The sequence below is a fragment of the Halopseudomonas phragmitis genome (assembly GCF_002056295.1).
Taxonomy (GTDB): domain Bacteria; phylum Pseudomonadota; class Gammaproteobacteria; order Pseudomonadales; family Pseudomonadaceae; genus Halopseudomonas; species Halopseudomonas phragmitis.
Genome location: NZ_CP020100.1, coordinates 464445 through 478075 on the forward strand (window position 1 = coordinate 464445; position 13631 = coordinate 478075).

Consider the following 13631-nt stretch of genomic DNA (forward strand, 5'->3'; position numbering starts at 1 on the left):
AGAATCAGTGCTCGCCCGCCGGATCGCCGATCACACCGTCATCACGCTCGGCGTCATCGCTGGCCGCCTGATCGCCAGACTTGGCCGCAGCGCCCGGACCAGCCTTGTCATCACCCTGCCAGTCCTTAGGCTCGCGCGGGGGCCGACCAGCCATGATGTCGTCGATCTGGTCAGAGTCGATGGTCTCGTACTTCATTAGTGCTTCGGCCATCAAATCCAGCTTGTCGCGATTTTCTTCCAGCAGGCGCTTGGCGATGGTGTAGCAGTCATCAATGATACGCCGCACTTCCTCGTCGATCTGCTTGGCCGTATCACCGGACACATTGATGTGCTGACTACCAGCACTGCGGCCGAGGAACACTTCACCCTCTTCCTCTGCATACATCAACGGCCCGAGCTTTTCCGACAAGCCCCACTTGGTCACCATGTTCCGAGCCAACTGGGTAGCCCGCATGATGTCGTTGGAGGCCCCTGTGGTTACGCCATCAAAGCCCAGAGTCATCTCTTCGGCAATCCGGCCACCGAACAGCGAGCAGATCTGACTTTCCAGCGCCCGCTTCGACAAGCTGTAGCGATCTTCTTCGGGCAGGAACATGGTCACACCCAAGGCCCGGCCACGGGGAATGATCGACACTTTGTAAACCGGGTCATGCTCGGGCACCAGCCGGCCAACAATCGCGTGACCGGACTCGTGATAGGCGGTATTGAGCTTCTCCTTCTCGGACATGACCATCGACTTGCGCTCGGCGCCCATCATGATCTTGTCCTTGGCCAACTCGAATTCCTTCATTTCCACCAGCCGCTTGTTGGCCCGGGCCGCGAACAGCGAAGCCTCGTTGACCAGGTTGGCCAGATCGGCACCGGAGAAACCCGGTGTACCGCGAGCAATCAGTGACGGCTTGACGTCATCGCCAACCGGAACCTTACGCATGTGCACCTTGAGAATCTGCTCACGACCACGCACATCCGGCAGGCCAACCACCACCTGACGATCAAATCGGCCCGGGCGCAGCAGCGCCGGGTCGAGAACGTCCGGACGGTTGGTAGCAGCCACCACAATGATGCCGTCATTGGCCTCGAAACCATCCATCTCGACCAGCAACTGGTTCAGGGTCTGCTCTCGCTCGTCATGCCCGCCACCCAGACCGGCACCACGATGGCGACCCACGGCATCGATCTCGTCGATGAAGATAATGCACGGCGCATGCTTCTTGGCCTGATCGAACATGTCGCGAACCCGGCTGGCACCGACACCTACGAACATTTCCACGAAGTCGGAACCGGAAATGGTGAAAAACGGTACCTTGGCCTCGCCAGCGACGGCCTTGGCCAGCAGGGTTTTACCAGTACCAGGCTGACCGACCATCAGTACGCCACGCGGAATATGGCCGCCCAGGCGCTGAAACTTGCCCGGGTCACGCAGAAACTCAACCAGCTCGCTGACCTCTTCCTTGGCCTCGTCACACCCGGCGACATCGGCAAAGGTAGTCTTGACCTGATCCTCAGACAGCATTCGCGCCTTGGACTTGCCGAAGCTCATCGGCCCGCCGCGGCCACCGCCGCCGCCCTGCATCTGGCGCATGAAGAACATGAATAGCGCGATGATGATCAAAATCGGGAAGCTGGCGATCAGCAACTGAGTCCAGATGCTCTGCTGCTCGGGCTGTTTGCCCTCAACCACCACATCATTGTTCAGCAGGTCGCCGATCAGGCCACCGTCCTGAATCGCCGGCCGCACGGTCTTGAAGGTTTCACCATCGCGCCGCTTGCCGGTGATTACAAAGCCATCAACCGTCACCCGCTCGACCTGGCGATCCTTAACCAGCTCCAGGAACTCGGTGTAATTTACGGTACGCGGCTCACTGGGACTGCTGAAGTTGTTCATCACCGTGACCAGGACGGCGGCAATGATCAACCACAGAATGAGGTTTTTCGCCATATCGTTCAAAGTCCTACCCTCTTGCTCCGCCGCTCGCCGGCAGAGCCTTCGCTAAAATCGTGTGTCTGCTTAGACACGATTACCTTACACCAGTTTCACCCCTGACGGCAGATCGGCCAGTGTAACGCCCTATGTCGCCCAGCGGGATTCTCAGTGATCGCCACCCTTGAATCCACGCGCCAGCAGGTAGGTTTCCCGCGAACGACCACGCGAGGCATCCGGCTTGCGGGTCAGCAGCTTGTCAAACTGACCACGCATACCCCGGTAATAATCATCAAAACCTTCACCATGGAACACCTTGATCAAAAAGTCGCCGCCCGGGCGCAACACCCTGGTAGCCATATCCAACGCCAACTCGCACAGATACATGGCGCGCGGCTGATCCACCGCAGGTGTTCCACTCATATTGGGGGCCATATCGGAAATAACAAGGTCGACCGGCTGATCACCAATGGCGGCCAGAATGGCTTCGAACACGCTATCCTCGGTAAAGTCACCCTGAATGAAAGTGACATCAGCAATACTGTCCATCGGCAGAATATCAGAGGCGATCAGCCGCCCCTTCTCCCCCAGCACCCGGCTGGCGACCTGCGACCAGCCACCCGGTGCCGCCCCCAGATCGAGGACCGTCATGCCTGGCCTGAGCAGGCGATCACGCTCCTGGATTTCCAGCAGTTTGTAACTGGCGCGCGAACGATAGCCGTCCTTTTGCGCCTTCTTGACGAAAGGATCGTCGAAATGCTCTTTCAGCCAGCCTTTGCTGGTTTTGGATCGGGCCACGGAATACCTCGTGCAGCGGATCGCGCCGCCGGTTAAACTATGCGCTTTCACTCCATTACCCTAGGAAAGCACTCGGATCATTATGGCGCTCAGTTCGGCACAGAAGAAAGACCTCAAGAAGATCGGCCACCACCTCAAGCCGGTGGTAATCGTCAGTGAACAGGGCGTCAGCGCCGGCGTGCTGGCTGAACTGGAGCGCGCCCTGAACGATCACGAGCTGATCAAGATCCGCCTCAGCGTCGCCGACCGTGAAGCCAAGCAGGCGCTGATCAGCGAGATCTGCCAGCAGACCGGCGCAGAACTGGTTCAGGTCATCGGCAAAATGGCTATCCTGCTGCGCCGCAGCAAGCAACCCAACGCCAACCTGTCCAACCTGCTGCGCTTCAAGAACGCCTGAGCGGTTCGACATCCTCGTCAGGCCTGGGTTGCAATACCAGCACCAGGCCGGCAAATGCCACCACCAGATAGGCGAACATCGCCCAGTATTCGCCACCGGCAAAACCATGCGCGACGAAGAATACCGTACAGGCCAACAGCACCAGCAACAGTAGCTGACCTCGCAGATCGCGCCAGCAGCGTGCGCCAAGAGCAACGCCCGCCACCAGCAACTGCAGCAGCGCGCACGCCGCGGCGAAACCAATCATCAGCGGCCGCATGAACGCACCGATTTCATTGACCAGCAGCGCCGCCAGGCCAAAACGATCAAGCGCAGGCAGCAGCACGAAGTGAACCACCCAGATACCACCAACCCAGAGGGTTTGAGCCAGTTGCCAAGCCACCCGACCACCGCGAGGAGTTGGCCGGGTCAGCATATCGCTCACTGGTGACGCACCTCGACGATTTCGAATTCGACCACACCACCGGGCGTCCTGACAGCAACCACATCACCCTCGTCCTTACCGATCAGGGCGCGAGCGATGGGCGAACCCACGGAGATCTTGCCGGACTTGATGTCTGCCTCATCCTCACCAACGATCTGGTACACCACTTCCTCGTCGGTATCGACATTAGCAATGGTCACGGTCGTGCCGAAGATCACCTTGCCGGTATGCGGAATGCTGGTGACATCGATCACCTGGGCATTGGACAGACGGCCCTCGATATCACGGATGCGCGCCTCAACCATGCCCTGCTGCTCGCGCGCAGCATGGTATTCGGCGTTCTCCTTGAGATCACCCAGCTCACGCGCCTCGGCAATCGCCTGACTGAGCTGCGGACGCACCACGCTCTTGAGCTGCTTGAGTTCAACTTCGAGGGCTTCAGCGCCCTGCTTGGTCATCGGATACTTCATATCAAATTCCTGCGTGCAAATCCTGGAGTCGACGTACGATCTTCTCCGGACCAAACTTCAGCGCCATGCAGATCGCCTGGCCACCGGCCAGGGTAGTGGTCGAGTAGACCTTGTGCTGCAGCGCGTTGCGACGAATCGAATAGGAGTCGGCAATCGACTGACGGCCTTCGGTGGTATTGATCACCAGACTGACCTGATCGTTCTTGATCATGTCGACAATGTGCGGACGCCCCTCAGTCACCTTATTGACCCGGCGTACCGGGATACCGGCCGCCTCGATCACCTTGGCGGTACCACTGGTAGCCACAACCTCGAAGCCCAGCTCAACCAGGTCACGCGCCACCTCGGCAACAAACGGCTTGTCGTCTTCGCGCACACTGAGGAACGCGCAGCCGCCGGTCGGCAGGCGCTCGCCAGCGCCAACCTGAGCCTTGGCATAGGCTTCGGCAAAGCTGTCGCCAACGCCCATGACCTCACCGGTGGACTTCATTTCCGGGCCAAGGATCGGGTCTACACCAGGGAACTTGGCGAACGGGAACACCGCCTCCTTGACGCTGAAGTACGGCGGTACAACTTCCTGGGTAAAGCCCAGCTCCTTCAGGGTTTTGCCGGCCATGACCCGAGCGGCAATCTTAGCCAGCGACTGGCCAATGCACTTGGATACAAAGGGCACGGTGCGCGAGGCCCGCGGATTAACCTCGATCACATAGATGGTCTCACCCTGCACTGCCATCTGCACATTCATCAGGCCAACCACGCCAAGCTCAAGCGCCATCTTGCGCACCTGTTCGCGGATCTGATCCTGAATATTGGCCGGCAATGAGTACGGCGGCAGCGAGCAGGCCGAGTCACCGGAGTGCACGCCAGCTTGCTCGATATGCTGCATGATCGCGCCGATCACCACATCGGTACCATCAGAAACGGCATCGATATCGACTTCGATGGCACAGTTGAGGAAGTGGTCGAGCAGCACCGGGCTGTCGTTTGACACCTTGACCGCCTCGCGCATATAGCGTTTGAGCTCATCTTCCTGATAGACGATTTCCATCGCCCGCCCACCCAATACGTAGGAGGGGCGCACCACCAGCGGATAACCGATATTCTTTGACAGTGCCAGCGCCTGCTCTTCACTGCGCGCGGTGGCATTCGGCGGCTGACGCAGATTAAGCCGCTCAACCATCTGCTGGAAACGCTCACGGTCTTCGGCCCGGTCGATCGCCTCGGGGCTGGTGCCGATGATCGGCACCCCGGCCTCTTCCAGCGCACGCGCCAGTTTCAGCGGGGTTTGGCCGCCATACTGGACGATCACACCCTTGGGCCGCTCGACCCGGACAATTTCCAGCACGTCTTCCAGAGTCACCGGCTCGAAGTACAGACGGTCGGAGGTGTCGTAGTCAGTCGATACGGTTTCCGGGTTGCAGTTGACCATGATGGTCTCGTAACCATCTTCACGCATCGCCAGCGCGGCATGCACACAGCAGTAATCGAACTCAATGCCCTGACCGATCCGGTTCGGGCCACCGCCCAACACCATGATCTTATCGCGTCCGCTCGGATTGGCCTCGCACTCTTCCTCGTAGGTCGAATACATGTAGGCGGTATCGGTGGCGAACTCAGCGGCGCAGGTGTCGACCCGCTTGTACACCGGTTGCACCTTGAGCTTCTGACGGTGGCTACGCAGGGTTTTCTCGCTGACTGCCAACAACTGAGCCAGACGAGCGTCGGAGAAGCCCTTGCGCTTAAGCCGATACATCAGATCGCGATCGATGTTGGCCAGCCCCAGCGTCTTGACCCGCTCTTCATCCTTGACCAGATCCTCGATCTGGATCAGGAACCAGGGATCAATCCGGGTCAGTTCGAACACCTCGTCACGGCTCATGCCGATGCGGAAGGCGTCCGCTACATACCAGATCCGATCGGCGCCGGGCACGGTCAGTTCACGAATGACTTCGGCGCGTACTTCGGCATTGGCCGGATCAACCTTGGGATCGAGACCCACCACGCCAACTTCCAGCCCACGCAAGGCCTTGTGCATAGACTCCTGGAAGGTGCGACCGATGGCCATGACCTCACCCACGGATTTCATCTGGGTGGTCAGACGGGCATCGGCGTTGGGGAACTTCTCGAAAGCGAAACGCGGAATTTTGGTGACCACGTAGTCGATCGACGGCTCGAACGAAGCCGGCGTGCGGCCACCGGTAATGTCGTTTTGCAGCTCATCAAGCGTGTAACCGACCGCCAGCTTGGCGGCGATCTTGGCAATCGGGAAGCCGGTGGCCTTGGAGGCCAGCGCCGAACTGCGCGACACCCGCGGGTTCATCTCGATCACGACCATCCGCCCGGTGTTCGGACAGATACCGAACTGCACGTTGGAGCCGCCAGTTTCCACGCCAATCTCACGCAGCACCGCCAGCGAGGCGTTGCGCATGATCTGGTATTCCTTGTCGGTCAGGGTCTGGGCCGGGGCAACAGTGATCGAGTCACCGGTATGCACACCCATTGGATCGAAGTTTTCAATCGAGCAGACGATGATGCAGTTGTCCTTCTTATCGCGGACCACTTCCATCTCGTACTCTTTCCAGCCGATCAGCGATTCGTCGATCAGCAGCTCGTTGGTCGGCGACAGGTCCAGACCGCGGGTGCAGATCTCTTCAAACTCTTCGCGGTTGTAGGCGATCCCGCCACCAGTGCCGCCCATGGTGAAGGACGGACGGATAATGCACGGGAAACCAACCTGATCGAGTACCGCATTGGCCTCGTCCATGTTGTGGGCGATACCCGAGCGCGGGCACTCCAGACCAATGGACTTCATGGCCTTGTCGAAGCGCGAACGGTCCTCGGCCTTGTCAATGGTGTCGGCATTGGCGCCGATCATCTCGACACCGTACTTCTCCAGCACGCCGTGCTTTTCCAGATCCAGCGCACAGTTCAGTGCGGTCTGGCCACCCATGGTCGGCAGCACCGCATCCGGGCGCTCCTTCTCGATGATCTTCTCTACCGTCTGCCACTTGATCGGCTCGATGTAGGTGGCATCAGCCATGGCCGGATCGGTCATGATGGTGGCCGGATTGGAGTTGACCAGGATCACCCGGTACCCCTCTTCCTTCAGCGCCTTGCAGGCCTGAGCGCCGGAGTAGTCAAACTCACAGGCCTGGCCGATGACGATGGGGCCGGCGCCGAGAATCAGAATGCTTTGAATGTCTGTACGTTTTGGCATGATCTTCAGTAAATCCTGTATTCCGGCGGTTTAGCGGCGCTTGGCCATGGCCTCGATGAAACGGTCGAACAGCGGCGCGACATCATGCGGGCCGGGGCTGGCTTCGGGGTGACCCTGGAAGCTGAAAGCGGCCTTGTCGGTGCGCTCGATGCCCTGCAGCGTGCCGTCGAACAACGACTTGTGGGTAGCACGCAGATTGCCCGGCAGGCTCGTCTCATCGACAGCAAAACCGTGGTTCTGGCTGGTGATCATTACCACGCCGCTATCCAGATCCTGCACCGGGTGGTTGGCGCCATGGTGGCCATGGCCCATCTTCACGGTCTTGGCGCCGGAGGCCAGGGCCAGCAACTGGTGACCCAGACAGATACCGAAGACCGGAATCTCGGTTTCGAGAATCTCGCGAATGGCCTGGATCGCATAATCGCAGGGTTCCGGATCACCAGGGCCATTGGACAGGAATACCCCATCCGGATTCAGCTCCAGCACTTCACTGGCCGACGTCTGGGCCGGCACCACGGTCAGGCGGCAGCCGCGCGCCACCAGCATGCGCAAAATGTTGGTCTTGACCCCATAGTCATAGGCCACGACATGGTAGGGCAGTTCGGCATCGGCTCGCTCGGGGTGGCTGTCACTGGCCAGCTCCCAGACACTGGAGCGCCACTGGTAGGGCGCCTTGACCGTGACTTCCTTGGCCAGGTCCATGCCCTTGAGCCCCGGGAAGCTGCGCGCCAGCTCAAGCGCCTGTTCCTCGCTGACCGAATCACCGGCAATAATGCAGCCGTTTTGCGAGCCCTTTTCACGCAGAATACGGGTCAGCCGGCGGGTATCGATACCGGCAATGGCCACCACGCCGTTGTCTTTGAGGTAATCGGGCAGGCTCTGCTTGCAGCGCCAACTGCTGGCGAGCAGCGGCAGATCGCGAATGACCAGACCGGCAGCGTGCACCCGATCGGCTTCAACATCTTCGGGAGTAACACCGGTATTGCCGATATGCGGGTAGGTCAGGGTTACGATCTGGCGGGAGTAGGACGGATCGGTGAGGATCTCCTGATAACCGGTCATGGCCGTATTGAACACGACCTCGCCGACACTGTGGCCGTCGGCGCCGATGGCCTCACCGCGAAAAATACTGCCGTCGGCAAGGGCGAGAATGGCTGGCTTGGACAAGAAAACCTCCGATTGAGCTGACACGTTTTACCAAACGCGGGCTGCACAAAAGCGGGAATGGGGTGCCGTGACACCACATCCCGCTACAAGGCATTGTCAGATACGCGCTAGATAGACAGATTAGCGCCATAGTCTAGCGGTTTGACCCCAAAATATCCACACCGAATGGCACCGTTCGCCCGACCGCAACAACCGGACACAATCCCATTGTGTTTCATCCTTCGGTCAACTGTGATAAAACCCCCGATGAACGCATGCAGTCATCTGTCCAAGCGCCACCCCGCCGGCAGCACAGACCTTAGCTAACGGTCACGACTTGCATCACAACAAAAAGAAAAACTCGGGGACAACACCATGGTAGTGCACCTGAAACGCATCGTCATCGTGCTGGCATTGTTGTGCATGGCGCCCTTGGCCCAGGCCGACCTTCAGCGCCTGCAAACCCTGCATGAGTTCCGCAGTGAAGGCTATATCACCGGAACCTACCTGCTGATCGACAACAACCTCTATGAGCGAGTACGCGAACCTGGTAACCGCGAAACCTACAACCAGGCCCTGACCCGCATGGACCAGCTCCTGCGCCAGCTCGGCAACCCCAACGAACTACGCAACCCCTATACCGATTTCGTCAACCTGATCCGCGAATTGGAAGGACAGCCGGAAGATGAAGCACACTTCAACCTGGCCACAGTCAACCGCATCATGCAGGCCCATGGCCGCCTGGAACGCACCGCCGCGCAACTTTACAGCGAGCAGATCGGCGGCGCGCCAGAGCAACTGCTGACCCTGCACCAGCAGAGCCTGGAAACCAACCAGATCCTGCTGCTATACCAGAACACCATGTTCAGCTCAGTTGGCGTGTACTTCATGGACGCCGATGAGGGCATCTTTGCCGCCATGGACAAACGCATCACCGAGCGCGCCAGCCAGCTGCACAGCCTATTCCCCGACCAGCAGGCCACACTCAGTCGACTGGACAAACAATACACTTTCATCCAGCCGCGCCTGATCAAGTATTACGAGGACTGGGTGCCGACCATCGCCGCTTTTTATCTGCAACGCAACATACAGACCCTGGACATGTTGGCCCGCGAACAGGTCCGGGTCGCCAGTCAAAGCAGCTAAGCCCACCCCAGATACGACAAAGCCCGGCATTGGCCGGGCCTTGTCCACTCAACCACACTCAGCGTAACGTCAGCACATCCTGCATGTCATACAGGCCCGCAGCCTGAGTTTCCAGCCACAATGCCGAACGCACAGCCCCCTTGGCGAAAGTCATCCGACTTGAAGCCTTATGGGTGATTTCCACCCGCTCGCCTTCAGTGGCGAACAGCACAGTATGATCACCTACCACATCGCCTGCCCGCACTGTGGCAAAGCCAATGGTTTCACGCTCGCGCGCGCCGGTCTGACCCTCGCGACCATAGACTGCAACCTTGTGCAGATCACGCCCCAGCGCCTGGGCAACCACTTCCCCCATGCGCAGCGCCGTGCCCGAAGGAGCATCGACCTTGTGCCGATGGTGCGCTTCGATCACTTCGATATCAGCATCGTCACCCATTACCCGGGCAGCCATATCCAGCAGCTTCAGACACAGATTGACACCCACACTGAAGTTCGGGGCAAACACTACGCCAATTTGCCTGGCCGCCTCGGCGATCTGTTGCTTTTGCTCCTCGGAAAAACCGGTAGTGCCAATCACCATGGCCTTACCATGGGCCCGGCACAACTCCAGATTGACCAAGGTACTGGTCGGATGAGTGAAATCGATCAGCACATCGAAATCATCCAGCACCTGCTCCAGACTTCCGGCCACCGTCACACCCAGGCGCCCAACCCCGGCCAACTCGCCGGCGTCAGCCCCAACCAGAGTGCTCTGCGGACGCTCGATGGCGGCAGTCAATGCCGCACCTTCAGCCTGGGTCACGGCCTCGATCAGGGTCTTGCCCATACGCCCGGCGGCGCCAATCACTGCGATTCGTCTCATGGATTCGCTCCGCTCAGAATTTCATGTCTTCGAAGAAGTTTTTCACCCCTTCGAACCAGCTTTTGGCCCGTGGCGACTGATTGGAGCCTTCGGCCTCCAGGGTGCTGCGCAACTCCTCAAGCAGCTCGCGCTGGCGCTTGGTCAGATTGACCGGCGTCTCGACCACGATCCGGCACAGCAGGTCGCCTGCCGAACCACCGCGCACCGGCACCACACCCTTGCCACGCAGCCGGAACAGCTTGCCGGTCTGGGCGCCTTCAGGGATTTTCAATTTGACCCGACCATCCAGGGTCGGCACTTCCAGCTCACCACCCAGCGCAGCATCGGCAAAACTGACCGGCACTTCGCAATACAGATTCTTGCCATCACGCTGAAAAATCTTGTGCTCACGCACCGATACCACGACATACAGGTCGCCCGACGGGCCGCCATTGACCCCGGCCTCCCCTTCACCCGCCAGGCGGATGCGGTCGCCGGTGTCCACACCAGCCGGCACCTTGACCGACAAGGTCTTCTGCTCTTCCACCCGACCATGGCCATGACAGTCGCCACAGGGGTCGGTAATCATCTTGCCGCTGCCATGACAGCGCGGACAGGTCTGCTGTACCGAGAAGAAGCCCTGCTGCATACGCACCTGACCATGCCCGCCACAGGTGGTACAGGTGACCGGGCTTGAGCCCTTCTTGGCCCCAGTCCCGTTACAGGTCTTACACTCGGCCAGCGTCGGCACCCGAATGGTTACGGTCGTGCCACGCACAGCCTCTTCCAGGTCCAGTTCCAGGGTATAGCGCAGATCACTGCCACGCTGCACGCTGGAACGACCACCACGCCCACCGCCACCACCGAAGATGTCGCCGAACACATCACCAAAGATGTCCGAGAAACTAGCGCCACCACCAAAACCACCGGCCCCGGCCCCCATGTTCGGATCGACTCCGGCATGCCCATACTGGTCATAGGCAGCACGTTTCTGGGCATCGGTCAGCACTTCGTAGGCCTCGTTGGCCTCCTTGAACTTTTCTTCCGCCTCTTTATCGTCCGGATTGCGATCCGGGTGATACTTCATTGCCAGACGGCGATAGGCCTTCTTCAGCTCGGCTTCACTGGCGCCGCGCTCCACGCCCAGCACCTCATAATAATCACGCTTGGCCATCGTTTCCGTTTCCTTCACAACACGCTTGCGGCACAAACGGCAACGCGGGAGCTAAGTCCCGCGTTGCCTGGCACAGTTACCGGTCTGCTGGTACAGACGGCCGGGACATCACTTGTTGTCCTTGACCTCTTCAAACTCGGCGTCCACCACATCATCGGCGCCGCCCTGTGCCGCATCGGCCTGAGCCTCACCCGCCTGGGCGGCCTGTGCCTGTTCGGCATACATCTTCTGCACCACCGGCCCGGAGACCTCTGACAGGGCATTGATCTTGGCTTCGATCAGTTCCTTGTCGTCACCCTTGACTGCTTCTTCCAGCTCAGCCAGGGCTTTCTCAATCGCTGCCTTTTCCTCGTCAGTGGCCTTGTCGCCTACTTCCTTGAGGGTCTTGCGAGTGGCATGCACCAGCTGATCGCCCTGGTTACGGGTAGTGACCAGTTCCTCGAACTTGCGATCTTCCTCGGCATTGGCCTCGGCATCACGCACCATCTGCTCGATTTCGTCCTCGCTCAGACCCGAAGAGGCCTTGATCACGATCGACTGCTGCTTGCCGGTCGCCTTGTCCTTGGCCGACACGTTGAGAATACCGTTGGCATCGATATCGAAGCTGACCTCGATTTGCGGCACGCCGCGCGGCGCCGGCGGGATATCGGCCAGATCGAAGCGACCCAGCGACTTGTTCTGTCCAGCCTGCTTGCGCTCGCCCTGCAGCACATGAATGGTCACGGCCGTCTGGTTGTCATCGGCAGTCGAGAACACCTGCGACTTCTTGGTCGGGATAGTGGTGTTCTTCTCGATCAGCGCGGTCATCACCCCACCCATGGTCTCGATCCCCAGTGACAGCGGGGTCACATCGAGCAACAGCACATCCTTGACGTCACCGGCCAGTACCGCACCCTGAATCGCCGCACCGATGGCCACAGCCTCGTCAGGGTTGACGTCCTTGCGCGGTTCCTTGCCGAAGAACTCGGTAACCGCCTTCTGCACCATCGGCATCCGGGTCTGACCACCGACCAGGATCACCTCATTGATGTCGGACACATCCAGACCAGCATCCTTCATCGCCACACGACACGGCTCAAGGCTGCGCTTGACCAGATCCTCGACCAGCGACTCCAGTTTGGCCCGGGTCACCTTGACATTCAGGTGCTTGGGACCGGAGGCGTCGGCAGTGATGTACGGCAGATTGACGTCGGTCTGCTGGCTGGAGGACAGCTCGATCTTGGCCTTCTCGGCAGCCTCTTTCAGGCGCTGCAGAGCCAGCGGATCGTTGTGCAGATCAACGCCATTCTCTTTCTTGAACTCGTCGGCCAGGTAGTCGATCAGGCGCAGGTCAAAGTCCTCACCACCGAGGAAGGTATCGCCATTGGTGGCCAACACCTCGAACTGATGCTCGCCATCAACCTCGGCGATCTCGATCACCGACACGTCGAAGGTGCCGCCACCAAGGTCGTAAACCACGATAGTGGAGTCACCGCGGGCCTTGTCCATGCCGTAGGCCAGCGCTGCGGCAGTCGGCTCGTTGATGATCCGCTTGACTTCCAGGCCCGCAATCCGGCCGGCATCTTTGGTGGCCTGACGCTGACTGTCGTTGAAGTAGGCCGGCACGGTGATCACCGCTTCGGTAACCGGCTCGCCCAGGTAGTCCTCGGCGGTTTTCTTCATCTTTTTCAACACTTCTGCCGACACCTGCGGCGGTGCCATTTTCTCGCCCTTGGCTTCAACCCAGGCGTCACCGTTGTCAGCCTTGACGATCTTGTAGGGCACCAGCTTGATGTCCTTCTGCACCACGTCCTCGTCAAACCGACGACCGATCAGGCGCTTGACCGCATACAGGGTGTTCTGCGGGTTGGTTACCGACTGACGCTTGGCCGACTGACCAACCAAGGTCTCGCCATCGTTGGTGTAGGCGACGATGGACGGGGTAGTGCGCGCACCCTCGGCGTTCTCGATCACCTTGGTGGCACCGTTTTCCATGATGGCGACGCAGGAGTTGGTAGTCCCCAGGTCGATACCGATAATTTTGCCCATAATTACTCGTTCTCCGAATCTGCTCGCCGCTTTACCCGCGGCCGGTTCAATCTGTCATGCCCACTAAAT

Annotated in this window: 11 protein-coding genes; 2 read left to right on the forward strand and 9 right to left on the reverse strand. The window is 59.6% G+C overall.

Features of this window, described 5'->3' with window-relative positions; translation table 11 throughout:
- Positions 1-4: 4 nt before the first annotated feature.
- Both ftsH and rlmE read right to left on the reverse strand, forming a co-directional pair.
- A complete protein-coding gene (ftsH, locus tag BVH74_RS02125; RefSeq protein ID WP_080048485.1) occupies positions 5-1939 on the reverse strand; it encodes an ATP-dependent zinc metalloprotease FtsH in 1935 nt (644 codons plus the stop codon).
- Between the two features lie 150 nt (positions 1940-2089).
- Entirely contained in the window at positions 2090-2719 is a 630-nt protein-coding gene (rlmE, locus tag BVH74_RS02130; protein WP_080048486.1) for a 23S rRNA (uridine(2552)-2'-O)-methyltransferase RlmE, read from the reverse strand.
- 82 nt (positions 2720-2801) lie between these two features.
- On the opposite strand from rlmE, the gene yhbY reads away from it, so the two are divergent.
- A complete protein-coding gene (gene yhbY, locus BVH74_RS02135) occupies positions 2802-3116 on the forward strand; it encodes a ribosome assembly RNA-binding protein YhbY (protein WP_080048487.1) in 315 nt (104 codons plus the stop codon).
- Here yhbY and BVH74_RS02140 read toward each other — a convergent pair.
- Genes BVH74_RS02140 through carA form a run of 4 tightly spaced genes read right to left on the reverse strand, consistent with a single transcriptional unit; the run spans position 3103 to position 8394 of the window.
- Positions 3103-3531, reverse strand: coding sequence for a hypothetical protein (locus BVH74_RS02140; protein ID WP_080048488.1), 429 nt, complete (start codon positions 3529-3531; stop codon positions 3103-3105). The two genes, yhbY and BVH74_RS02140, sit on opposite strands and share 14 nt — an antisense overlap.
- A 5-nt stretch (positions 3532-3536) precedes the next feature.
- Positions 3537-4010: a transcription elongation factor GreA gene (greA, locus tag BVH74_RS02145; protein ID WP_080048489.1), complete on the reverse strand. Its 474-nt coding sequence runs from the start codon at positions 4008-4010 to the stop codon at positions 3537-3539.
- A 1-nt stretch (position 4011) separates the two neighbouring features.
- A complete protein-coding gene (gene carB / locus BVH74_RS02150; RefSeq protein WP_080048490.1) occupies positions 4012-7227 on the reverse strand; it encodes a carbamoyl-phosphate synthase large subunit in 3216 nt (1071 codons plus the stop codon).
- Between the two features lie 30 nt (positions 7228-7257).
- The gene (gene carA / locus BVH74_RS02155) at positions 7258-8394 is read right to left on the reverse strand and encodes a glutamine-hydrolyzing carbamoyl-phosphate synthase small subunit (protein ID WP_080048491.1); all 1137 of its coding nucleotides are present in this window, start codon (positions 8392-8394) and stop codon (positions 7258-7260) included.
- A gap of 354 nt (positions 8395-8748) precedes the next feature.
- Here carA and BVH74_RS02160 point away from each other — a divergent pair, with 354 nt between their 5' ends.
- Positions 8749-9519 carry a hypothetical protein gene (locus BVH74_RS02160; protein WP_080048492.1) on the forward strand — a complete coding sequence of 257 codons (771 nt, stop codon included), beginning with the start codon at positions 8749-8751 and terminating at the stop codon, positions 9517-9519.
- 58 nt (positions 9520-9577) lie between these two features.
- Here BVH74_RS02160 and dapB read toward each other — a convergent pair whose 3' ends face one another.
- The 3 genes from dapB to dnaK form a co-directional block, all read right to left on the reverse strand.
- Positions 9578-10381: a 4-hydroxy-tetrahydrodipicolinate reductase gene (gene dapB / locus BVH74_RS02165; protein WP_080048493.1), complete on the reverse strand. Its 804-nt coding sequence runs from the start codon at positions 10379-10381 to the stop codon at positions 9578-9580.
- 13 nt (positions 10382-10394) lie between these two features.
- Complete coding sequence (gene dnaJ / locus BVH74_RS02170; protein ID WP_080048494.1) at positions 10395-11534, reverse strand: molecular chaperone DnaJ; 1140 nt, start codon at positions 11532-11534, stop codon at positions 10395-10397.
- 108 nt (positions 11535-11642) lie between these two features.
- Positions 11643-13562, reverse strand: a complete 1920-nt coding sequence (gene dnaK / locus BVH74_RS02175) for a molecular chaperone DnaK (RefSeq protein WP_080048495.1) — start codon at positions 13560-13562, stop codon at positions 11643-11645.
- Positions 13563-13631: the final 69 nt, after the last annotated feature.